15 protein-coding genes and 1 riboswitch are annotated in these 24,698 nt (G+C 38.3%); of the genes, 3 read left to right on the forward strand and 12 right to left on the reverse strand.

Annotated features, from left to right (window positions below):
* Window positions 1-182 precede the first annotated feature (182 nt).
* The 7 genes from PLEUR7319_RS0120005 to PLEUR7319_RS0120035 form a co-directional block, all read right to left on the reverse strand.
* Window positions 183-2,939: a CHAT domain-containing protein gene (locus PLEUR7319_RS0120005; RefSeq protein WP_019507008.1), complete on the reverse strand. Its 2,757-nt coding sequence runs from the start codon at window positions 2,937-2,939 to the stop codon at window positions 183-185.
* The gene (locus PLEUR7319_RS0120010) at window positions 2,936-5,617 is read right to left on the reverse strand and encodes a filamentous hemagglutinin N-terminal domain-containing protein (RefSeq protein ID WP_158441861.1); all 2,682 of its coding nucleotides are present in this window, start codon (window positions 5,615-5,617) and stop codon (window positions 2,936-2,938) included. The genes PLEUR7319_RS0120005 and PLEUR7319_RS0120010 overlap by 4 nt, the downstream gene beginning before the upstream one ends.
* An 84-nt stretch (window positions 5,618-5,701) precedes the next feature.
* Window positions 5,702-6,721, reverse strand: coding sequence for a Rieske 2Fe-2S domain-containing protein (locus PLEUR7319_RS0120015; protein WP_019507010.1), 1,020 nt, complete (start codon window positions 6,719-6,721; stop codon window positions 5,702-5,704).
* Window positions 6,722-6,803: 82 nt separating this feature from the next.
* Entirely contained in the window at window positions 6,804-8,306 is a 1,503-nt protein-coding gene (locus PLEUR7319_RS0120020) for an HlyD family efflux transporter periplasmic adaptor subunit (RefSeq protein WP_019507011.1), read from the reverse strand.
* Between the two features lie 112 nt (window positions 8,307-8,418).
* A complete protein-coding gene (locus PLEUR7319_RS0120025) occupies window positions 8,419-10,638 on the reverse strand; it encodes a peptidase domain-containing ABC transporter (protein ID WP_019507012.1) in 2,220 nt (739 codons plus the stop codon).
* Between the two features lie 371 nt (window positions 10,639-11,009).
* Window positions 11,010-12,146, reverse strand: coding sequence for a thioredoxin domain-containing protein (locus PLEUR7319_RS43300; RefSeq protein WP_019507014.1), 1,137 nt, complete (start codon window positions 12,144-12,146; stop codon window positions 11,010-11,012).
* 331 nt (window positions 12,147-12,477) lie between these two features.
* The gene (locus tag PLEUR7319_RS0120035) at window positions 12,478-12,924 is read right to left on the reverse strand and encodes a hypothetical protein (RefSeq protein ID WP_019507015.1); all 447 of its coding nucleotides are present in this window, start codon (window positions 12,922-12,924) and stop codon (window positions 12,478-12,480) included.
* 395 nt (window positions 12,925-13,319) lie between these two features.
* On the opposite strand from PLEUR7319_RS0120035, the gene PLEUR7319_RS0120040 reads away from it, so the two are divergent.
* Complete coding sequence (locus tag PLEUR7319_RS0120040) at window positions 13,320-14,726, forward strand: AAA-like domain-containing protein (RefSeq protein WP_019507016.1); 1,407 nt, start codon at window positions 13,320-13,322, stop codon at window positions 14,724-14,726.
* Between the two features lie 87 nt (window positions 14,727-14,813).
* Here the strand turns inward: PLEUR7319_RS0120040 and PLEUR7319_RS0120045 are convergent, their stop codons facing one another.
* From PLEUR7319_RS0120045 to PLEUR7319_RS41390, 3 genes are all read right to left on the reverse strand, one after another.
* A complete protein-coding gene (locus PLEUR7319_RS0120045; protein WP_158441862.1) occupies window positions 14,814-15,590 on the reverse strand; it encodes a DUF928 domain-containing protein in 777 nt (258 codons plus the stop codon).
* Between the two features lie 308 nt (window positions 15,591-15,898).
* Window positions 15,899-18,241, reverse strand: a complete 2,343-nt coding sequence (locus tag PLEUR7319_RS0120055; RefSeq protein ID WP_019507019.1) for a CHASE2 domain-containing protein — start codon at window positions 18,239-18,241, stop codon at window positions 15,899-15,901.
* Between the two features lie 196 nt (window positions 18,242-18,437).
* Window positions 18,438-18,575, reverse strand: a complete 138-nt coding sequence (locus PLEUR7319_RS41390; protein ID WP_158441863.1) for a hypothetical protein — start codon at window positions 18,573-18,575, stop codon at window positions 18,438-18,440.
* 575 nt (window positions 18,576-19,150) lie between these two features.
* Window positions 19,151-19,217: riboswitch (Glutamine riboswitch) on the forward strand.
* A gap of 271 nt (window positions 19,218-19,488) precedes the next feature.
* On the opposite strand from PLEUR7319_RS41390, the gene PLEUR7319_RS0120060 reads away from it, so the two are divergent.
* Together PLEUR7319_RS0120060 and PLEUR7319_RS0120065 are read left to right on the forward strand one after the other, a co-directional pair.
* Window positions 19,489-20,844: a 16S rRNA (cytosine(967)-C(5))-methyltransferase gene (locus PLEUR7319_RS0120060; protein ID WP_019507020.1), complete on the forward strand. Its 1,356-nt coding sequence runs from the start codon at window positions 19,489-19,491 to the stop codon at window positions 20,842-20,844.
* A gap of 34 nt (window positions 20,845-20,878) precedes the next feature.
* Complete coding sequence (locus PLEUR7319_RS0120065; RefSeq protein WP_019507021.1) at window positions 20,879-21,286, forward strand: TerB family tellurite resistance protein; 408 nt, start codon at window positions 20,879-20,881, stop codon at window positions 21,284-21,286.
* Window positions 21,287-21,313: 27 nt separating this feature from the next.
* On the opposite strand, the gene PLEUR7319_RS0120070 is transcribed toward PLEUR7319_RS0120065, so the two are convergent.
* Window positions 21,314-22,513 (reverse strand): hypothetical protein, encoded by a 1,200-nt coding sequence (locus PLEUR7319_RS0120070; protein ID WP_019507022.1) that lies wholly within the window; start codon window positions 22,511-22,513, stop codon window positions 21,314-21,316.
* A gap of 62 nt (window positions 22,514-22,575) precedes the next feature.
* Window positions 22,576-24,576: an endonuclease/exonuclease/phosphatase family protein gene (locus PLEUR7319_RS0120075; RefSeq protein ID WP_019507023.1), complete on the reverse strand. Its 2,001-nt coding sequence runs from the start codon at window positions 24,574-24,576 to the stop codon at window positions 22,576-22,578.
* Between the last annotated feature and the right edge of the window lie 122 nt (window positions 24,577-24,698).

The raw sequence follows: 24,698 nt of genomic DNA on the forward strand, positions 1-24,698 counted from the left end.
TTATAAGCTGCTGGCATTGAAGTATTAGAATATCAGGCAGTGTCGTTGCGATCGCTATACTTCAAACGTGGATTAAACAAATCAGTTTAAGAATTGCTGGTGATTCGTAACTATCTTTTAGTTTGACTAAGCTGAGAGCTATATCTTTCACCTCTCAATTTTTCTTCAATCGTAAAGTCTCATTACAACCAATTTCCGACCAAAATAAAGGAAGCCCAGTGATAAGGACGATCGTAATCGGTATCTGAATACTTAGTTAGAAAAGCAAGTTGAGCTTGACGTAATGCTTCAGCTTTGGTTATCAGAGGATTTTTAAGTTGCTGATAAAATTGAATCATAAATTCAGTAGTAGATGCATCATTAATTTGCCAGAGAGTAGCTAAAGTACTGCGAGTTCCAGCTCTAATAGAGATTCCTGCTAATCCTAAAGCGGCTCTTTTATCGCCAGCAGCAGTTTCACAAGCACTTAAAATGAGTAATTCTATTGGAGTTGCAATCTGTTCTTCTCTAACTCGTAGTAAGTTATCGAAGTCTTTCACTCTAATGCGCTTTTGCCAATCAAGTAAATAAGTTTGTTCGGGGTTGGAACTAAAAGTGCCATGAGTGGCAATATGAACAACATTAAAAGGAACCGAATTAATCAGGTTTTTTAGGTTTTGTTGAAGAAACTCTCTTTCGGTTAACTTTTGATGGTTAGTAATTTGTTGGGCAACTTCGGCTAATTCTACCTCAACATTATCTAACGGACTTAATCCCTCTGCTCGAAAACTAGGAGCATCAGTCGCTCCAGCTAGCAATACATTTAACTGTTCTGGCAATAAAGATTGTGGCTCCAATAACTGTAAACCTGGTGTGACAGCAACAGCATACTTTTCTATTAGATAGCGTTTTCCATCATAGAGGGCTGCCATGGGTAAATTTCTCAATGAACCATCTAAGACAAATACTAAAGTTTTGATCTTATTTTCTAAATCGGTTTCTAAGGGTTTAACTAACCAATTATAAATTTGTTGCGATTCCTGTTTAACCTGATTCAAACTGGTGCTTCTTCTGGTTAAAGAGCGACGTAATGCTTGAACTGCTTGTTCTACTTGAATTCCAGGAACATCTCGATAAACATAATGACGCAGGTTATTTACTCCTGGTAATTTAAGAATAATCTCCAAACGATTCTCTAAGATGATGGGATAGATAACTGCTGCGGAAGCATCTAAATTATCAATATCTACTTTTTTTGGTTTAGCACAAGCATCGCGGAAAAAATTATCTATTTCAGCGAGTTGGAGTGCTTCAATTACATTACGAGCTTGAATTAAATTCCTTTTACTTGGTTGAGGAGAACGTAAAAGTAAATCAACTAACTGCCGATAAACTGGTTCTACACTTTCACGAAAAGAAAATTGAACTTCTGGATTGAGGATAACTAAATCGCTGCGTAACTGATTGAGAGTGTTAAAGGCTTGGGTGTAATAGTTAAGTGCTTCTGTATTAGTATCTTGATTATTAGGTATTTGTGGTGTGCGATTCTGAATAATACGTCCCATTTGCCATTGCCACCTGTAGGCAAGCTCTGGTGTATTGATAGTTTGAGCAATTAATAAAGCGGAGAGGGTAAACTTTTTAGCCTGCAACCAATCTGCTTTCTGCTCGTAAAATTCGCCTAAAGTTCCCAGAGCATAGGATTCTGCTTGGGAATCTTGTATTTTTTGAGCTTGATCGACTGTATTAATTAATATTGGAGCAATCTTAGCAATTTTAATTTCTTGTTTTTGCTCCAGCTTCATCAAACTCTGAGCTAAGTTAATACTGGCATAAATAGATGGACGACTTACGGGCAATTGAGGGAGAAGAGAATTGATTTCTGATAATAAAGATTGAGTGGATTGATTTAGATTATTGTCTAATTCAAGACTCAACTGATTTAATTTTGATTGAATTTGAATGAGAGGAAAATCAGTATTTGCTGCCGCTTGTTGATAATGGGTTAGAGCTGCTTGATTAAAAGAGTTTGCCAATTGTTGATTTTTACGACCTTCTTCTCTTTGAGCCAACGCCCTTTCGGTATTAGCTAAACTCAAGAGGATTTGACTTTTATTTAGGACAGATTCATTCAATAACGATGGTTGCGTAGTAACTAATGTTTCTAATAAAGTTAAGCTGCGCTCTAAAATTTCCTGAGAACTTTCTAAATCTCTTCCTTGTCGTCGGATATTACCCAAGTTATGCCAACTTTTTACCTTAAGTAGAGAATCTGCTTCTGTCTCTAGCTGATTTTCGATCTCTGTAAATAGTTTTTGCGATCGACGATAAAATCCTAAATTTTGCAGGGCTTGAGCTTGATTAATCTGGCTACCAATTATACCTATCTTATCTTCGGCTTGTTTATACAATAATTCAGTTGTTTGAAAAGTTGCTAAAGCTTGCTCCGTTTTTCCCCTTGCCAACAGTAAACGTCCCTGACGATTTAAAACTTGGGCATGAACTTGATTATGCGGCTCCCCTGAGGTTAAATTTTCCAGTAAAGACAAACTGGAGTTGATCGCCTTTTCGGCTTGCTGTAGCTGTCCTAGTTCTTGATAAGCTAATGATAGAAAACTAAGAGTTTGTGCTTGCTTGATTACATCTTGATTAGCTACATATATTTGCGTTGCCTGTTGTAAAGCTTTGGCAGCGTCCGCGAATTTTCCTGCATGGTAGTATTGCTTGCCAGCTTGGACTAATGAGTTCGGAGTTTGGAGTTCGGAGTTCGGAGTTCGGAGTTTGGAGTTCGGAGTTCGGAGTTTGGAGTTCGGAGTTCGGAGTTTGGAGTTCGGAGTTTGGAGTTCGGAGTTGTTCTGGTTAATTGGTTGCCTGGCGTTGACGGAAAACCATCCATTAAGACTAAGACTTAGAATTAAGCTCAAGATGGCAATAGCTATCAATCTACCAAGACGTTTCATGGTTGCAATTGGTCTAATGACCGACAATCAGGTGACATAAAGGAAGAACTTCGGGAGACTGACTTAACTGGTTGAGCAGAGAGAATAATATTACCATTGGGTGCAATAAACCAGCTCTGAGCTTCAACGATTTGATGCGAGTCATGGTTATTTTCTGCCAAAAGCGATCGCCTTACACTGTCTTCAGTAGACTGAGTTTGAGATGATTGTTGATGATTAAATTCACTATTTTCTAATATGCGCCAATCTTCCCAACCAGAATCAGTATTGAGAGTATCTTTTGGAGAAGGAGATAAGCCACCTTTTCCAGTAAGGATAAATGCGCCTTTTTGCTCAGCAGAACAAAGATTTTGGTTAATTAATTCACTAACATCAACAATTTCTATGGGCAATTTTCCCAATTCTTGAGCAGGTTCAATCCCTGAAGTATTAATATTAACAGTTCCATCTAAACCAAATTGAGAGCTAGCAGTAATGTCGCTTAAGTTAGAATTTTCTTGCAACTCAAATCCAAAGATATTTTGAGTATCGATGTTGATATTACCCCCTTTCCCTGAAAAAGCATTAGCAGTAATATCACTATTTTCCTGAGGAAAAGCCACAACTAGATCGGCATCAATGTTGATATCGCCTCCATCACCGCCCGATTCGGCAGTGCCAGCGGTAGTAGAGATGGCACTACCAAGTCTTAGAAGCACTATTTTTTCCGTATCTATGGTAATATTCCCACCATTGCCAAATGCTGAATCAGCAAATATTCTGCCACCATCTTCCAACTGAATTGCGGGAGAGGTAATTTCAAGATCTCCGCTACTTCCAGAATCTTCAGCGCGAACAAAAAAACCGCTAGCTCCATTTTCTAGAGTATTGATAATTCCTCGGCTTGTGCCAAATTTGGCAACTCGGTCGTTCAAGGTGGTATCAACCCCAGCTATTATTACAAAATCAGTAGCGTCAAGCGCAATCTTTCCCGCATTTCCTCTTCCAGAACTATTAGAAAGAATTTGTCCCCCATTGAGAACTTCCGCTTGTTGTACATTTATGGTGATATTGCCACTATCACCATCATTCACAGTTTGAGTATTTATGACTCCACCGTTTGATAGACTAAAGATATTGGTATTAATTGTGATGTCTCCTCCTCTATGGGCAGAGTTAGTACGTGCTGATATTTCACTGGAGTCTCCTCTAATATTACTCGTACCCAAAATCCTTACAAAATCAGTAGCATCTATTTGAATCAAACCCCCATTTCCTCCTCCATTACTATTGGCAAATATGTTAGAACCATCACTCATAGATAAAGAACTAGCAGAAATGTTAATATTTCCTCCATTCCCGATCGCCCCTGTTGATACTAAACTGAAGAGACCGCTAGGGGCGTCTTTTATTGTTACCGCACCAGATACATCAATATTGATATCGCCCGCATTTCCTTGTCCGGCTACCATATCTATATTGTCGTTAAAAATTGCACTAACTAACTGAGCTCTGTTGCTAATGGAGAGAGAGGCAGCACGGATATTGATATTACCTCCTTGACCTATACCAGTAGCCCTTACGCCAGTATCAATAAAAGTTCCAGGATCGGCGAGGGAAACAAAGTCATCAACTTCAATAAATACACTACCTGCATTTCCTTCTCCAAAAGTACTGTTGAGCATATTAGTACTATTTGCCAATGACAAAGAGTCGGCCAAAATAATTATATTGCCTGCATCACCAGCATTTACAGCATTGAAGATCAAGCTTGAGTTTATTTCAACTGCTTTAGTGGCGTTAAAAATAATATCTCCCGATTGAGAATTAGCTAAACCAGTCTCAGGTGATGTCCCACCTTGTAAGATGGTATTTTCAGTTATGTTGATATTTTTTCCTGTGAGGGTAATGTTTCCGCCCTGCTCTCCATCGACACGAATAACAGTTTGATTTCTTAAAAATATATTAGATCGCGGAATATTATTGGGAAAACTTAAGCTACCATCATTATCAAACTTAATTTCTCCATTTTGTGACAATCCCCCCAAGTCAACTCTTCCTCCTTGAGCAACTAAAGCTGCTCCATCTGAATCGATCTTGCCACCTAGTAAAACTATATTCTGAGAGGGATCTACTCTCAGATTTGAATTTTTAAGTTGTATCTCTCCAGGGTTATCGGGAAGGTTTAAACCAATGGGTATATTAATTGTTAGTAAAGGTGGCTCTTGAACATTGCTAGCACTAAACTCCCCTTCAGGGAAAACAATACTATTAGCGGTACTACCCAAAAAAGAACCCCCAACATCTAAACTGGCATTCTCACCAAAAATAATGCCATTAGGATTAATGAAAAAGAGATTGGCATTACCATTTACCCCTAAAGTTCCCAAAATCTCTGAAAGATTACTGCCCGTTACTCGACTAAAAATATTATTAATTCCTGCTGGATTAGCAAAATATACTCGTTGTAAATCTCCGATATTAAAATCTTGAAAACTGTGAAACAGATTACTATCTCTGATAGCGCCACCATCAATGCGATCTGCGGGAAGTCCTTTAATTTCTACATTAGGTGTCACCACTGAGGCTTCATTACCCAAACTGCGATCGGGAGTAATCTGAGCGTTAAGGTGATCGCAATATCCAACCAGCAAGACTAAAGGAGTTAATAGCGCGATCGCGTCACCTATACTGACCAATTTCAACTGGAATCGTTTTGGGTGATGATGGAGTTTCATCGTAGTATATATTAAATGTTTATTATTGAAAGTCTTTACTAATAATTATTTAATTGAATTCCATTTACGATATAGTTTTTCGGCATAAAACATAATCTCTTCCCTGGGTAGACGAATTTTAGGCTTTTGCTCTGAATAAAGAGTTTCTAAGGCATGAGCATCCTGTTCGATTATTAAATCAAAAGACTTTAACCAATAGCTTTTTAATAGTAAAAACAAAAAATGACTGAATTTATTTTTAGGTTTGATGTAAAGTAAAACAAAAGTCTTAGTGGATTGATCGGTTTCAGGATAAAGAATAAAAAACTGAGCTACTTCTCCAAAATCAGTCTGGGTTATGAGACTACTTGTAGAAGGAAAAGAATATTCAAAATGATTGTGTAGGGTTTTGGGAGCAGTGAATAATACTGGATTTTTTATAATTTCTTGCCAGCTATTATTTACTCGCATTACTTCTTGTTCTAATGTGAGGTAAAAACCATTTTCTTGATAGTTATATACTTGGATCTGATCGAGCTTCAATGGTTCGCGGTGGGTTGCGATCGCATGATTGAAATCATAATTAATTTTGAGACACTTTAAGAAGAGAGCTGGAATACTTTGTTCTCCTGCTATGCCTAAAAACTGATATCCTTCAGTAATTCTAGGGATTAAATTAGGCACAGGTATTCGAGGTTGATGATTACCATAAATCCAAATTAAATCATCTTCCACAATCAAGTCTAAAGGTTGAGTAATCGGTTTACCTTGTAGTTTGTCTTCTTGATATAATTTACCCTCGCCGTTGAATTCTAAAGCGTGAAAAGGGCAAGCGATCGTATTTCTCTCAGTACAAATCCAACCATCAGATAAAGGTGCTTGCATATGAGGACAAATATTATTGAGGGCAAATACCTCCCCATCATTGTTTTTCCAGATAACATAGTCTTGATGGTTAAAAGTAATTTTGTAGGGTTGATTTACTTTCAACATTGACTTGTGGGCAATCAGCCAAGGCGCGCCAGGTAAAATAGCTACTGAATTGGAAGTTTCGGCAAGATTCTGGTTGATTGTTGAGGAATTCATCAGTTTTACCTCAAGAAAATATTTTTATTTCAACTTAAGAACAAATCGGGAAGAAGTAGAGAAATCAATTATTTTTCGCTGGCTATAAATCCACCATCAGTCTTGATTTCCTTAATAAAAATTGTAAGGCGGTTTCTTCTCTAGCAATAATATCTGCCTTACCCTCCATACCTAATTGAATAGAACATAAATTGTTACCTTTCCCCAAGGTTAAACTTTCAGGCTCAATAGTTACTTCATAAAAAGCACCTAGATTATTCCCTTGTTGCTGAAGAGGGTTGTTAGTAGAATTGCCTTGAGCCTTAGGGGGAATGCTATCGGAAGAGATGGCTTTTACTTGACCTTCAAGAGTGCCGTAATCGGGATAGGGGCAAGCTGATACTTTTATTTGCACATCTTGACCGACCTCTAACTTACCAATATCCTTAGGTGAAACTTTGGTTTTAACTTCTAAAGCTGCATTGCTCGGCACGATTTGCGCTACTTGTTCTCCAGGTCTAACTGTTTGGCTAGAATTACGTAAAGCAAGTCCCGCAATATTTCCCTCTACTGGAGCGGTAATCTTAGTTTGATTGAGGTTAATTTTCACCTGTCGTAGTTCGTGGCGATCGCCTTTAAGCTGTTTGTCGATTTCTAACTGCTGCTGTTGCAGAGCTTGTTGTTCTTTGACCAAAGTAGCCAAAGTTGAACGACCACTAGCTCGTTCTTGAGCGATCTTAGCTTCGGCGATCGCAATTTCAGCCTGGCTGGGATTGAGATAAGTTTTCGCCCGTTCTAATCTGGCCCTAGCAGCAACTACTGCTTCCTGTAGTTGAGCAACTGTTTCTCTTTGCATAGCCACGGCGGCTTGCTCTGAGACAACGGCTTGCTGTTGCTGATCAACAGCTAATTTGGCCTCTTCCAAGTGATCGAGGGATAAAGCTCCTTGAGCAGCAACACGTTGATAGCGTTTGTGTTTGGAATGAGCTGCTAAATAAGCAGCTTCAACAGATTTTAAATTAGCTTGAGAGGATTGTATTTCTACCTTAGCTCGTTGTAAATCCTTTTGAGCAGCTCTCACATTAGCCTCAGCTTCTTGTACTTCTGCGTCAGTAGTAAGTTGTTTGTCGCTATATTCTCGACGGCGACGTTCTAATTCCGCTTCCGCAGAGATAATAGCACGGTTAATGCGATCGGTTTCTGATTCTATTTGGCGTTCTAGGGTACTTATCTGAGCCTCAATTTGAATTAATTGTTGTTCTGCCTGCTCGATATTAGTTTCTAGTTGATTTTTTTGCGTTTGTAAGCGGGAATCATCGATAGTTGCGATCAGATCTCCCTGTTTAACTGCTTGATTCTCTTTGACAGCAATATTAAGAATTTGTCCTTCAGTAGCAGCCTGAACGAGCGCTAATTCTCCCGCAGGACGCAAGCTGGCTTGAGCTTTGACTGTTTCTTTATACTTTGCTTTTGAGGCTAGGGGAATAGCTAATCCTAATGTCGCAGCGATAAAGATGCCACCAAATCTAATCCAGTTATGTATAGAAGGCAAAAATTCATTATCTCTAATGGGAGGAAGAATATAATTTGTTTGTGAATTAGTCATAATAATTTTCAACTTGAGTTCGGAGTTCGGAGTTCGGAATTCGGAGTTATGATTGATTTTTCGAACTTGCCTTTTATCTCTCTTAAATGGGTAATTTAGTTGGCACTAATATTTAATGAGGTGAATGACCATTACTAGAAATGCGATCGCCTAAAGATAATAAAGCTAAATTTTTGGCAGAAGGAACAAAATCATCAAGGAAGTCTAGGTGATCTCCAGCTTGAGCGGCTAAATCTTGAGCTGTGCCTTGGATTTTTAATTTTCCCCCCTCTAACATTACAATCCAATCAGCACGGCGAATTACCTTAGGACGATGAGAGATCATAATTGTGGTTTTGCCTTGGCGATGAGCGAGTAATTGCTCCAAAACTCTAGCTTCACTTACTGGATCGAGTGCGCCTGTAGATTCATCTAAAATTAGTACTGGAGGATCGCTAACTATAGCTCTGGCGATCGCTAATCTTTGTTTCTGCCCCCCTGAAAGATTCGCCCCAAATTCTCCCAAAACTGTTTGATATTTATCGGGAAGTTCGCTAATAAATTCATCAGCACCAGCTATTTGGCAAGCTTTGACGATTTGTTCAAAGCTGACATTAGGATAACTAAAGCGGAAATTTTCAATAATTGAGCGACTCCAAAAATGGGCTTCTTGAGGAACTAATACCACTTGTTGACGCAGACATTCTAGGGATATATCTTGCTGATTGTATAAGTCGTAACGAATATTGCCCGATTGAGAGGAATACAAACCAGCAATTAGTTTTGCCAGAGTGCTTTTTCCACAGCCAGATTCGCCAATCAAGGCGATAATTCGACCACCAGGAATTTTGACTGAAAAATCTTCTAAGAGATCGACTCTGCCAGCATGGTGAAAATTAAGCTGTTTACAAATAATATCGGCATCTCCAGGAATTTCTGCCCAAGGTTTTTGGAAATCATTTTCATCCTCTGGAGTCGCATCGATAACTTCAGTTAGGCGTTGGATAACTACCTGGGCAGTAATAAACTCATCAACTAAGCCAATTACTGCTCCTAAAAAACCGAGAAAATTGCCGCTCATCCCGTTATAGGCCATTAACTGACCGATACTTAATTTGCCTCCAATGACTAGATAGCTACCCAACCACATTACGCCAATCGAAATAAAGGTAGATAAAATACCTGTAGTCGTCCCGCTATAGAGTCCGAGCTTCATTTTGCTCCAACCAAGATTAGCCAGACGACCATAGTTAGCTTGATATTCTTGCCAAGCTTGAGAAGTAGCTTGAGTTGTTTTAAGTATCTGCACCCCACGAAAAGTTTCAACTAAAAAACCCTGGTTTTCTGTACCTAAAACAATTAGATTACGGGTTTTTCGCCTTAAAGCTGGCAGAAACAGAAAATTAATTAGAGTAATGACTACAAAAGCCACAATTGAAGCTACCGTAAGTTCCCAGCTATAGGCAATCATTAAGCACAGTGAGATAATTGCAATAAAAAATTGACTGGGTAAGCCCAAAACTATTTGGGAAATTAAAACATTGATAGCGTTGACATCAGCAATTCTACTAACTACTTCTCCACTGCGACGACCCTCAAAATAAGCTAAGGGCAAGTGCATTAGCCTACGTCCATAGTCAAAGATTAGTCCTAGTTGTAGTTTTTGACCAAAATGACCGACTAAATGGGATTGCACTAAGCCGACAACACTTCTAAACAGATTCATAAAGATAACCCCGATGGCGACTGTAGTTAACAGTTGGGTATCACCTCTAACCAAAACATCATCAGTAAGTAGTTGCATCATTAAGGGAGAAGCTAAAGAAAGTAGCCCCACGACAAAATTGATGACAATAGCTAAAAACAAAATATGACGGTAAGGCCAAACTCGTTTGAGATAGCGACCAAAACCACCTACTTTGTCATTTTCCTGCTCGTAAAAACGGCTGTCATCTGGCGTTAGTAACAGCATTACACCGTTACCCCAACCTGCGACCAACTCTCTGCGATTCAGGTAGCGAATACCTACGCCAGGGTCAGCAATGACATGATTTTTTCCTTTTTTGCCGTATAAAACGACCCAGTGGTAGCCTTTCCAGTGAATGATGGCTGGCAATGGAGCTTCGTGCAGGCGATCGATAATTTGACTAGTAGCTTTAACTTGACGGGCATTGAACCCAAAGGCTTCTGCACCGCGACTCATACCTAACAAGGTCGTGCCTCGCGCGCCTGTGCCTACTGCTTCACGAACACGGCTAATGGCAAAGGTGCGTCCATAGTGTTTGGCGATCGTGGCAATACAAGCAGCACCACAGTCTTCTTCACTATGTTGTAGGACAATTGAGTATTTCATGTTGATATTGGATATTGATAGTAAAGGAGAGGAAAGAAAAGCAGGAGAGCTCCCTTTCCCCTGACTTATGAAGTTTTTCTAACTTGTTATCTTTCATATTTTTCTCCTTAATAGAATGTAATTTCTTGTTTAAGAAAGCTTGTTTTGTGCTTTCTCTTTTCATTGTGTTTGATAGATAAATTAAATAGTTGAGTAAAATTCGGGACTCAAAAAAATTCAATTAAGCTCACTTAATTTAGATAAATTCAGGTCAATTTAGGTCAAAGAATTTTACGATTTTCCTAAGATTCTTTGACCATAAAATTGCTATTGAAGCAGCGATGAAAATTTTTAACTCATCAATGAAATTTTCAATAGAAGAACGCTATTCTTTAAACAAAGATAAATTGGCTGGAATTATTCAGATCCAGAGACTGAAGCTCTATATCTCGCACAACACCAATGAGTTCATCTACACCAGACTGGTTATCAACAAAAATCCCTGTACCTGTTAAATTAGCAATTGGAGATGAACCCAGACGATAGTTAAAGCCTTGAGCAAGCAAGATAATATCCTTATCGATCTTAAAGTCAGTAATTTTAGCGTAGTCCTTAGTGCCTATACTGGAAAGTTCGCCATCATCATAAAAGACCTGATTGCTAGTCCCCAAGACGAATGTATTTCTGCCAGCACTACCGGTAAGGATATCAATCTCACCTTTCCCAGCATTTTTGGAGGTGTCAACACCAACTAAAATATCACTGCCTGTTCCCCCAATAAGAGTATCATTGCCAGAATCACCAGCCATTAGTTCATTACCAGGTCCCCCTCTGAGGAAATCATTTCCATTTCCTCCCCACAGGTTGTCGTTACCAGCCCCCCCTCTGAGGAAATCATTTCCATTTCCTCCCCACAGGTTGTCGTCGCCGCCCCCCCCTGCGAGAAGATCATTTCCATTTCCTCCCCACAGATAGTCATCGCCAGACCCTCCTGCGAGGAGATCATTTCCATTTCCTCCCCACAGATAGTCATCGCCAGACCCTCCGAGAAGACTATCTTTACCAGAATTTCCGTAGAGTTGGTCATTTCCCTTGCGACCAAATAATTTGTCATTACCAGGGCCACCATCCAGTTTGTCGTTTCCAGGACCGCCAAACATTATCTCATGACCATCTCCACCCAATAAGAGATCATGCGGCTGAAGTTGATTTCGGAAGAAAAAGTCCATTATCAGGGGGTCTGACAATGCGCCTAAAAAACCATCAGTTACCTCGCCATTGTTGATGAGCTGAACATCAGGAAAAGTCTGAACTCCATATTTTTGAACTAATTCTGGGTTTTGATCTACGTCAACTTTGGCTAAAATCAAGTCATAATCAGAAGAAAGTTTTTCTAATCTGGGAGATAAGTCCTGACAGAAATGACACCAAGTCGCATGAAAAAAAACTAAGACAGGTTTATCAGTAGACTTGTCAATTACTTCATTTGTGAAATTATCGGTATTTACTTCAGTGATAGAAAAATTCATTTTCCAAACCTTGTTGTGTAATTACTAAGCACGACCCTATGTAGAGAAGTTGCAGGCTTCCTATCTCTGGGAAGCCTGTGTAGTGTGAATAATTTTAGTTACCATGAAGGTCTAAAACCAGTAGTCATGTTACCAAGGGAAACTAGAGTCGAAACCCTGAGTCTAAAACGGATTCAGGACTACCTCTGGATTACATTCCTTACAAGGAATACTTTCAATTCATTGATTGTTCCTTGAGAACCAGAGGCTGAAACGACGCCAAATAATTAGACTAATTGCTATGCGCAACAGTAAGTCCAGCTACTTTGCCCCTCATGGTAGGGTATTGTTCTTATGCATAAAATCGGGCAACGTCCTGCGCACGAGTCTGGTGTGTACTTAGACTATCACTCCCTGCTGAATATATTGCGACAACATCAAGTGAATCAGAACATAATGCGATAACTAGATTGTTATTGTCAGGTCTTGCAAAAACAATAGATCCAGAGTTATTACTAACTTGGGGATTAAGTCTTGCTTGCTGCATTGACAGAAATGCTTCATCTACGCAAGAACTCGTATTACGAAAGGTACGTTCTAAGATTGTATAAGATGTTATTCCTCCAGCTAGTATTTCAGATTGTCGATCTGAAAGATCTTCAAAAAATTCATTGTTATTTTTCAACATGATTTTTTCATTTCCTTGTTGATTAAGTTTATTAATATTTGACATAATTTTCTCCCTATTTAAGATGAATTTTTTTGATTTCGAAAGCTTTTTGTTGCTTTCTGTAATCATTATGTTTGATTCTTTTATTGAATTGTTGAGTTGAATTCAGGACTATTTCAAATAGTTTTTATTTTTAAATTCAGTAATTTTTAGATTTATTTACATAAAGATATTTTTTATATTTGTCCAGGTAATCATTACTAGTTTGATGCTCCAATACTAGGGAACTAATAATAGAAAAACCGCTTCTGAATGAAGCGGTTATGAACACCAAATCAAGAGAAAAACAACTTTTATTGGTTTTATTATGCTTGTTGTAAAGTAATAATAGTTGAGTTTTATTGAGGAATAAAAAATTATTAATAGCTAATTTATTATTTACTGGCGAGCTTAAAATAAATTTTTCTTATCTAAATTCAGGTAAAATAGGTAACTCTAGACTCTAAGTATCAACAGGTTGGGCGATGAAATTCAATCTAGATGAAGCTCTCAACACTGCCAATCAAGCAATATATCAAAAACAGCATCGTTACCTTACTGATGTAGAAATAATAGTATTTAAAGGAGCTTGGGAGCGAGAAGACTACGATACGATCGCTGCCAAAAATCAATATGCTACTAGTTACATTAGTCAGGATGTCGCGCCGAAACTATGGAAAAATTTGTCAGAAGCTTTAGGGGAAAAAGTTAAAAAAAGTAATTTTAAAGAAACCCTCAAAAGACGTTGGGAAAGTGAATTAAACCTAGAGAAAAGTTTGTCAACTGTAGAAAAAAAAGCTGGTAAGGTTGCTAATTTAGAACGATCAGCTTTGCTGGTGCGCAAAGCGCAATCGTCTGTGTTCGAGAGTCACCACAGCGAACTTATAGATTTCACTACTAAAGTATATATCGAGCGTCCTCCTATAGAATCAATCTTTTATGAAACCTTACTACAGCCTGGTTCCTTAGTTCGGATTAAAGCTCCTAACTTAATGGGTAAAACATCTCTTATTACTAGAATTTTGTCTCCAATATCTCAAGAAGGATACCATACCGTTAATTTAAGTTTTGAATTGGCAGATAGAAGTACACACTTTACCAATCTCAACAAATTCTTACGCTGGTTTTGCCTGAATGTTACAAGAGAATTAAAATTGACCAATCAGCTAGATGAGTATTGGGATGAAGAAGGAATGGGCGCAAAAGTTAGCTGCACTACTTATTTTGAAGAGTATTTATTGTCTGAAGTAAAGAGTCCTCTTGTTTTATGTTTAGACGATGTAGATTTACTTTTTCCTCATCCAGAAATATATGAAGACTTTTTTGGTTTATTACGTTCCTGGTATGAGAAGGCTAGAACTAGAAAACTGTGGCAAAAATTGCGGTTAGCGATCGCGCATTCAACGGATGTATATATCAGATTAAATATCAATCAATCTCCCTTTAATGTGGGATTGCCCATTGAATTACCAGAATTTAACTTTAAGCAAGTTCAAGAGCTAGCTAAAATACATAAACTAAACATAAACACATCTCAGATTACAGAGCAGGATCTTGCCTCCTTAATGTCGATGGTAGGAGGGCATCCTTATTTGCTACAACAAGCTTTTTCTCATCTAACAAATAACCCCAACGTACCTATCAAAGATTTGCTGGATAAAGCTGCTACAGATTCCGGTATTTATAGCAATCATCTACGAGAACACTGGTTAAATTTACAACAACATCCAGAACTAGCAATAGCTTTTCAACAAGTAGTGACTTCTAATAATCCAGTACAATTAGAACCAATATCTGCCTATCAATTACAAAGTATGGGTTTAGTCAAACTATTGGGAAATCAGGTGGAACCTCGCTGCAACTTATACCACCAGTATTTTTCACAGCGTTAGAGATATAGCTAAAATGGCGATTATCAATTCAGTACTAGTCTGTCAATTTTGAAATGAGTATAACTCCAAATTCCTTTGCCTGCTTTACTATGGTTCAATTACCTCAACATTTCCTAAAAATGCAGCAGAGGATATTTCTTCTAAGTTCACATGTTGATCGCTTAAAAGTTGATTCCAAATTTGTTTAAGAATAGAATTATCGGGTTGCTCCAAACGCAACTGAGCTAACTCTGTTAACGCATCGTACCAAATACCATGTTTGGCATAAGTAGCGATTTGATTGAGAGGTTTGGATGCAGTTTTTTGGATTTCGCGCCTAAAATCCTGGGAATAAGCAACTCGTTCTATCATTCCTGTCAAAGAAGCGGGAGTTGAGAAATCATCTTTAGACAATGAATTAGAACAGTTAATATCAACATACCAACGATATGATTTACCTACTTTTAAAGATTCAACAGTAGAAGGTAATTTAATACCCATAATTCCTGGTTTGGTTTTAAGTTGAAAACGAGTGCGATAAAGCTCTTTATCTCCATCCTGTAAAGAAAATTCTCCATAAGGTGCTTCGTTTTTGGTATAAGGTAAATATACCCAGATCGTAGGGCGATCGCTGGTAGTAAATTTTAAATAGTTTTTTCCTGCCAGAGATTGGAGTTGTGGTAAATAAGAATTATAAAGACAGTCACCTCGACTTCCAGTCCCTTTATTTGATTTAGGGGTTCCCCTATTAGGAGGTTCTAGCTGTGCTGGAGGATTGAAGCTAATTTTGACCTCTTGAGCATGACTATTGGTTTGATCGTTTGACTGGGCTAATAATAGTCCTGGACTATAGATTAGGCTAGAAAAGCCTATAATTATAGCCAAAATGCTTTTGGGTTGAAATTCAAGTGTTTTTCTCAATTTTTTCCACATTTTCTTACACCCTAAAAGCTCAATTGATAGTTTTAAACTTGAGAAAATTTCTAAATCTTCTCAGTTTTATTTTTAACTATGGGTGAAAAGATAAAAATATGCATACTTCAAGCTTTATTATTCCAAGCTAGAAATCAATCGGGAATAATTAGGGAAGATTCAATGTTTTGATAGTTAAAAATTTTTAAGCGATCACCAAATTCAAGTAAATCAAACCCAAAATAATTTTTATTTTGATATTCCTTTGGGGAAAACTTCAATCAATACTTTGTCTTTAACAGTAATCGATGACTGTAGATAGCAATGCTGCTTGCAGTGAATACAAGTACGAGTATAGAGGGAACTAGAGGTAGCCAGCCTCCATTCAGTATGAGTAATATCCAACAACTTATATATACGAAACTAGCAGTAATTCCTACTACTAAGATTGCAGATATAGGTGAAGAAAAACGCCAAACTAATAAACCTCCTGCTGAAGACCAAAAACAAATCCAGACAACTTCCTGAGGCTTTGACAACCACCATATTAAAGGTCGATTATCCAAAACAGCACTGAGAATTTGACTGACCATATGGGCTTGAATCTCTACACCGCTTATAGTGTTTACTGACCAGTTTCTCATACTAAGAGGTGTACGCCAGCGATCATCGTTAAAATCAGCAGCAGTAGTACCAATGATAACAACACGATCTTTAACTAATTCTGGATTAAAGCGAGAGCTCAATACTTCTTGCAGAGTAATTTTGTGTGCGATGCGATCGGTACTGCGATAGTTAAGTAATATTTGATGTCCACTAGCATCAATATTATGATAGCCTCCTGTATTGCTTTCTAAGGTTTTAAAAATAATGTCATCCAGTTGAAGATATTTGTTAAGACTAATTTCAGCATCAATTCCTTCTTCAGCTAAATAACGATTAGCTAATTGCCAGCTAAATGAAAAATTATTTTTACAAGGAAAGGCAGAATTAACGGCAAGCAAATAACGGCGAATAATACCGTCTGCATCTATAACGACATTATTAAATCCTTGACGATGAGGAGGAACTTTTGGTGGGGGATTTACTCGTGCTTCCCCATATTGGCAGATAGCGTAAAAGCGATCGCTCTTTTGCATTCGAGTTGCTAAATTAAGATATTCTTTCCCTAGGGGGGCTTCACGATAGAGATCTAAGCCAATGGCTCTTGGATGACCCTGTTCTAGCTTAGCTAGTAGTTTGTCTAAAGCGCGATTGGATAAAGACGCAGCACCTCTTTCAGCTAGAGGTTGAGAACGAACATCTTCTTCAGTAATTGTAACTAATAATAATCTGTCATCTAATCCTTCCTGGGGTCGGAGCCGCATCAACCAATCAAAAGACTGAAGTTCCCATGGTTGCAACCAGCCTAGTACTCGCATTCCGGTAACTATACTGGTAACTACAAGACTGAGCAAAAGTATGCTCCAAATAGGAAGTACCGAAATATTAGGTTCGAGTTGATTAAGCTGTTGTCTGACCCAAGGAAAATTAAAAACAGCTTGATAAATAGGATTTTTGACTACTAAATAACCTCGTTTTTGAGTTACCAAGCCAGATAAGCGCAATTCTAAATCTTCCTGACGGTTTTGAACTTTTATTTTTTTTCTTGGCAGAATTTTTTGATATAACTTGAGCAATTTAACGGTAGAGCCAGAATTTCTTAAGATGCGATCGCGTACTGTTCTTAGATGTTCTGGTTCATCCTGAGCTTCCCAATTGTTAATGATGCGAGATTGAACCAACTCTCTAATTAATTTTTTGTCGCTCTGAGGTCGCTCATGGCGAGCGCTACTTTTAACATTTAACTGCTGAGATACCAACAGACATATTTTCTGAGTCAGGAAAGGCTGTCCTCCTGTCCAATACAGTATTTCTTTTAAGATACTTTGAGGATTTGTGACTTTTCCCTCAAATCCCTTAGCTAAAGGGATACTTTCAGGAAGTTGAAAACCTTGCAGCTCGATCGCTTTGCCGATGTTGAAAGGAGTCGCATTTTCATCTTGAATTAAATCTGCAGGAGTAGCTACACCAAGCAAAATGAAAGTTAATCTTTTATACTCTGAATTAGTAGCCCGCTTATCATAACAATTGCGAATTAAGGCAAAAAATTCATCAGTAGAAAAGTTTAAACTAAGTACGCTATCAATTTCATCGATAAAAATTACAATTTGGCGATCGCTCTGTTGTAATAGTACAGTTTCAATAAATTCACTCAAACTCTGTACTGGTGATAAATCTTCTCTTTCTCTCAACCAAGTTCGACGATTAACTTTTAACTCAAAACCACTAATTAGCTCTTGAATAATACCTCCATACCATTGCCGTGCAGTAATTTCCCGACTGCCAATTCCACTCAGTTCAATCTCAGTACAATTTATTCCTCGTGCTTGTAATTTATTCATCGTTCTAATTCGCAAGCTAGATTTACCCATCTGTCGCGAATTTAAAATGTAGCAGTACTCCCCTGCTAATAAAGATTCATAGAGTTCTAAATCCGCCTGGCGATCAACATAAGTTGGTGCATCAGCCGGAAGACTTCCACCCGCTTGATATTTATACCCAGAATCGAGGAAATTATCCACTATCTTTAGGGATTGCTGAATAGATTGTTGAAGAAATTCGAAATCTGCTTAAATAAGAAAGTAGAATATATCAATAATACAATATGGTTAATTCTGCTAAGTACAGATACCGTCTTAAAAGTCAAATAATTTGACAGTAACTAGAATCGAAAGACTTGCTAGTTTTCAGGACAACATAGACGATATGGAGAAGCTTTCACATAAGTGCGCCTAAAATAGCCATCGAGTGTTTTCCTCTTTGACGCAAGCGATTGGCTCTATCACCTCGCGGAGCGAGATCGTGAAACCGCTGAATAATGGGATTGTGCCGCTGAGCCACAACGTAATCGTTCATTCCCCCCTCTAAATAAGTAGTTTCTAAATAAACAATATATTTACTATTATCAAGCCTCTTAAAGTAAGCATAGATTGAACTTAAAAATATATGATCAATATCTTCTGAACCAGATATTAATTTATTGAAAATCGACTACTTAATACTATTAGCCAATGAAGGTTTTTGAAGTGTTAACACTGACTCCTTAAGATAATAAACAAGCATTGACACGTCTATATTGGGCATTTCTTGGTGACAAGTAGGGCAGAACCAAAAAACTCGATGGCGATTTAAATGTCTCAGTAAGCGATCATGGCAACATATACAATTATTCATTCTTTGATTAATTAATATTGTTTAGAAGTTAACATTTAAATTGATTATTTCAGGATGATTATCGATTAATTGTAAACTTGGAAACTTATGTAACGCCTCTTTCCCTTGATAGAATTAAAATAAAAGTTTGATAAATTTTTGCCCTATGTTAAATAGCCTTAATCAATAATTGGTAATAGATCACCAAGACTTAGTGATAACTCTACTAGGCAAGCCAGAATCCAAAAAGAGATAATAAAGATGTAAACAATCGAGGCATCGTTCATCTATCTAATCAAATTTTAGACAGACGGAAGTAGAGAAAATCTCTCGAAGGAACGCACTTTTCACAGTTTAACTTCAGAGGTGACAATTCATGGAATTTTCTAACAGCGATCTATTATGGCTACTTAGTATCATTACTATCTTTACAGCGGTTATGTCGCCCACTCTATGCTGGGTTTTAACAGCAAAATATCGTTAGCACCAAGAGAAAGTGTCTTAACTTGTCTCACGATGAGATTAATCAGCAAGAGAAACAGAAATAGAACTTGTGCCCTAAACGATGGATTTATAAATGTACAATGAATAGGGCAATTTTTTCTTAATCTTCAGCATGGCATCTATTCCCAGTTCCCGTCAGTTGGCTTTCATGGCACTAAAAAGTGTGTATCAAAAGAAAGCTTATACTGACATTGCCTTAAATCGCGTGATTAAGACTGTGGATAAATCGCTGGAAATTAGCCAAGCAGACCGTAGTTTTGCTTGTGAACTGGTTTATGGCGTTGTTCGTCGGCAACGTACTCTGGATTCTTTAATAGATTTACTGGGTAAAAAAAAAGCAGCGCAACAACCACCAGACTTAAGAATTATTTTGCATCTTGGTTTATATCAGTTGCGTTATTTAGACCGCACTCCTAATGCAGCAGCAGTTAATACTAGTGTAGAGTTAGCCAAGGCGAATGGGATCTCTAAACTCGGTGGTGTGGTTAACGGCTTGTTGCGAGGATACATTCGTCAAGCTGAATCTGGGGACCCTTTGCAATTACCAGATGACCCCGTATCAAGATTAGGAGTACAACACAGTTTTCCTGATTGGATTGTGGAAACTTGGTTAGAGCAATTATCAATTGAGGAAGTAGGTCAGCTACTTGCTTGGTTTAATCAATCTCCCAAAATTGATTTGCGAGTCAATACTTTAAAAAAAACTGTTGCCGAAGTAGAGACCGTATTTAAAGCTGCTGGAATCGTTGTCGAGCGTATACCTGGTTTACCTCAGGGATTAAGACTGGAAGGTGCCGGTGCTGTTACTGATTTACCTGGATATAAACAGGGGTGGTGGGTCATTCAAGATAGTAGCGCGCAGTTAGTTACCCATTTACTCGATCCCCAACCTGAGGAGACAATTATTGATGCTTGTGCAGCACCAGGAGGAAAAACCACTCATATTGCCGAACTAATGAGGGATCGAGGTCAAGTTATCGCTTGCGATCGCGCTGCCAAACGATTAAACAAAGTGAGGGAGAACGCTGCTAGGCTGCATTTAAAATCAATCCAAATTGAAGTTGGAGATAGTCGCAATTTCCCTCAATTTGCTAGTATAGCTGACAGAGTTTTGTTAGATGCACCCTGTTCTGGTCTAGGTACATTACACAAACGTCCTGATATTCGCTGGCGACAAACAAATCAATCTATTCAGGAACTTTTTAAGTTACAAAGGGAACTATTAGAACAAGTAGCCCATTGGGTCAAACCAAAAGGTATTTTAGTTTATGCCACTTGTACTCTTAATCTTTTAGAAAATGAAAAAGTAATACAATCGTTTCTGGAAAACCACCTCAATTGGAGTATTCAATCTCCCCCTGATGTGATTGCAAAAAACTTGGTGACACCAGAAGAATGGATTAAAGTTTATCCTCATCTTCAGAATATGGACGGATTTTTTATGGTGAGATTAATACGAGATTGGTGAGATGTGGAGATTTAAAACAACAATAAAAAACAAGATGAAGCAAATTCTGAAAATTCTGATTGCTGCCGCTTGGATAGATGGCATTATCCAACCAGAAGAGCGTATTTATTTACGTCGCATCGCTAAAGATTTTCAATTAGCTGATGATCCCGAACTTAAACCTCTACTGTCGGAATTAAGACCAGTTAAACCGACTGAGTGTTATCAATGGTTAGAAGAATATTTTGGCGAAAATCATTCTGCAGAAGATTATCAAGAACTGCTGGAGAAAATTAGTGGATTAGTTTACAGCGATGGTTATGTGGATGTTAGAGAAGCCAAATTAATTGAAACCATTCAAAGTTGCGATCCTGCAAATCCAGAATGTCGTAATTCTGTTTTAGATAAACTATTGCGAAAAATTCAAAGAATATATAGAGCAGCAATAGAACAACAAGTTTAATCATTAAACTTTTAGTCAACTATTTTTTCAGTTGTTAGGGGAATAATGATTGCTTGATGAGATTTGAGTGGCGATCGCAATACAGGTATCAAGATTGGCATTGGTTTTAATTCCTTGGGGATTAATATGTGTCGCAGCGGCTTGATAACTCTGGTCTTGTAAAGCTTTAATTAAATGCGATCGCTGGGGCAAGTCTATTTTTCCTCGGCGACCAATTTCTCGCAAAGTGTAAAAGTATGGTGGTAAATCGATCTCACCTGCCATTAAACCCAGCAACTTAACTATCTTTTGCCAGCCTAATTGTTGAGCCAATACGGTAAACCGCTCTATTTGCTGTGGATCGTGTAATCTGCCTAGCCACATTGCACCACTCACAGTTATGGCTGGATTATGGCATTTACAGCTCACTTGGTTTAATTTACGCCATCCAACAGTTTGATAGTTACCGCAACTATGGCAATAAGTGATAAAACCATAGTTATTGTCATTCAATCCTGGTTTAGCAACTAAACGCATCATCAAACGATAAGTCTTTCCTGTAAAAAGTGAAAATATGGGCTTAATTCCCAATCCTTTGGTAGCTGCCTGTTGTTGAGTATTGCCAATTATTATTCTTAAAGCTTGTTCTTGAGCCGCCGGATGAGAACGAGCGATCGCACCATAAGCCTTAATACTATTTTCTGGTAGATGTCCTGTAAGAGTACGCCCATCAGTAGCAGTAAGATAAATTAAGCCGCCAATTTTAGTTGCCCACAGCATACTATTGATATATGGTACTGCAGTACCAAAACAATCAACATCAACCAAATCATAATAATCGCGATCGGCATAACAACTAAAGAAAACCCGATGAGCATCTTGATGAGTAATTCGATAACAGTTAGGAGCGATTGCGCTCCGCCCTAAAGGACTAGCTCCGCGTCGCGCACCAGCAAAGCCGATCGCTTGGCTCAAATTTTGCTGTAATGTGGAACTATGTTCGGGATTCCCTTCGTTTACCCAAAGATAATCAGCATCGCTTTCCTGCCAATAACGTAAACTGCGTACACCACAACCAGCTAAAGCATCTAAAACTCTCAAGCTGCCATAATCCTGTTTATAGACTCTGGCAGCTAAAACTCCTAAATCACGTACCAACTTGCTTTCTGGATTATAAAAAGCTTTGCCCACCTTGAATTTGGCTGTCTCTTCGCAATGCCAATTAGGGTTACTAACCAATAAAATCACCTTACTCTAAGTAGATCCACTTTTATCCAGACAAAAATATTACCAGTACCGAACTGAATATTTCAACATTTCTGTTGATTTTGAATAGGACAAACCCCGCTGGTATCAAATTCATATAATATTTCGAACCTACGAGGAACAAGAGAGTCGTCAATAGGACCAGTACGGAGTCCTTGCAGGTCCAATTCGATATTACTTGGATCGACCAATTCAGTATCATTAACATCTATTCCCAGAGAATTTGTAGGTTCATTTAATCTAATGCTCTCAATTGGAGATGCGTTTTCAAAACTGAAGTGGGCTCTTGTGCCAGTAGGAATGGTTGAGGGTATAAGCGAATTCTCTACCACGGAAATCCTCCCGCCTTCATCAGGATTCTCACTAGAAATAGTGATATCCAAACTTGTACTTGTACTAGGCGGAGGAATAATAACAGTAGGCTCACTAGTCGGCTCACTAGTAGGCTCACTGAGATCGACATTTCTAAATTTCGCTTCTCCTCGAACAATATTTGCTGTTATAGGTTCTCCAATAGGATTTTGGAGATTTTCTCTATATATCGTCAGTGTTACAGTCGGATTGTCAGCAACTTCAACTGCATCGTTATATACGACGGGAAAATGATCGGAGGGAAAATCAGGAGTACCGGCGGCACCTGGGGCACCTGGTAATCGATTCAGTACGAATCCTTCATCTTCAACTAACGCCGCTTCTGTAAACATATAGTCAAGAGTGCTTGTGGCATTTGCTTCTCTGGCACTAAAAGTGAAGTTATTAGGGTCTGCAATTATTCGATTCAAGCGTCTTCCATTTCCATTCTGTTGCTGCCAGGGATAAGCTATGCCAATACCGTTATTCCTCCTTCCATTAGCAGCGATGTTTCTGTTGAAGTCCCCCAAAATATATAATTCTCGTTCTCTATCTGGGTCTAGATTCTGACGAACAAGCTCTGTAATATTTTGAATCAAAGCTTGTGCATCGTTATTTTGATTAGGACCACCCCCCTGTTGTGCCCGAGCATGAACAGTGAAGTAATAGCCTCGAGGTGTTTCAACACCTATATAACCACGAAAATTTTGTGCAACTGGATTGACACCCGATATAGGTCTTACTCCGTCTGGTGGATTTCTCAGAATTATCGCTGTGCCTCGGGTCGGCGAACCGCCACCATCAAAGTTAGCAAAAAGTTGATAATTATTATTGTTAAACCGAAAATTATACTCCAACAGCGGACTACCAATATTATTATCTTCATCGATTAAAATAGCATCTGGTTGTAAATCATCAATCCCTGTTGCCTGGCGCAACAATTCTGTCAAAGTCCTAGAAGAAACTTCTTGAATTCCCATAATGTCAATTGGAGCTAGATCTTGACCAGGCTCCTCCATAGTCTCAAGCACTACTTGCAAAGTGTTATTGCCTCCATTCGTATTACCATTTATATTCCAAGTTGCAATAGGTCGGAACTCGACCTCTGTTTCTTGCCCATTTATAGGAATTGTCTGAAAATCGTTTTGATAAACTAAATCGGAGAAAATATTATCCCCATTTGCCCCTTCGCTAAATCTCTCGGCATAAGCTGTTCCCTCATCATAAGCTTGACCATCGGAGGTGGTGGTGTCCTCATCTCCGTTTAACTGCACATCCCACCAATGTCCAATCTCCTGCTCGATACTACTTTCAATACCTGCTGCGTCCAAATCCTCCGAAAGTAAAATTGTCTGACTCTGTTGGTCAAAAGCAGCACCACGAGTAATTCCTTGAGCGTCAGTTAATGCTTCAGATGAGACAAATTTGACTTCGGGACGCAATGTACCGTCGATAAACTGATTTTGTAAATTGGCTAAGTTATTTGGCGAGCCGATATTATTGCCAAACACATCAATGAAAAGATCTTGAAATTCTTCAAATGTCGAGAATTCGGTTTCTAGATTTTTGGCGTGAATATCTAAAACTTCAAGAGCCGTTCGATTAAACTCCACATCTTCATTAGCTGTGACAACACTACTAAAGCCAAAAGTTGTCACTAATAAAGTACTTACAATTGCAACTGTAGATTTCATGATTTAATTCTCTTTAATCAAATTCTTTTAACTAAATTCATCGTAGAGATTCGACTAGAGAAATACATCAGAAAAACGTCTTGATTCTAACCTCAACGAAAGACATAACAGTCCTCATACTT

This window comes from Pleurocapsa sp. PCC 7319 (assembly GCF_000332195.1).
GTDB lineage: Bacteria > Cyanobacteriota > Cyanobacteriia > Cyanobacteriales > Xenococcaceae > Waterburya.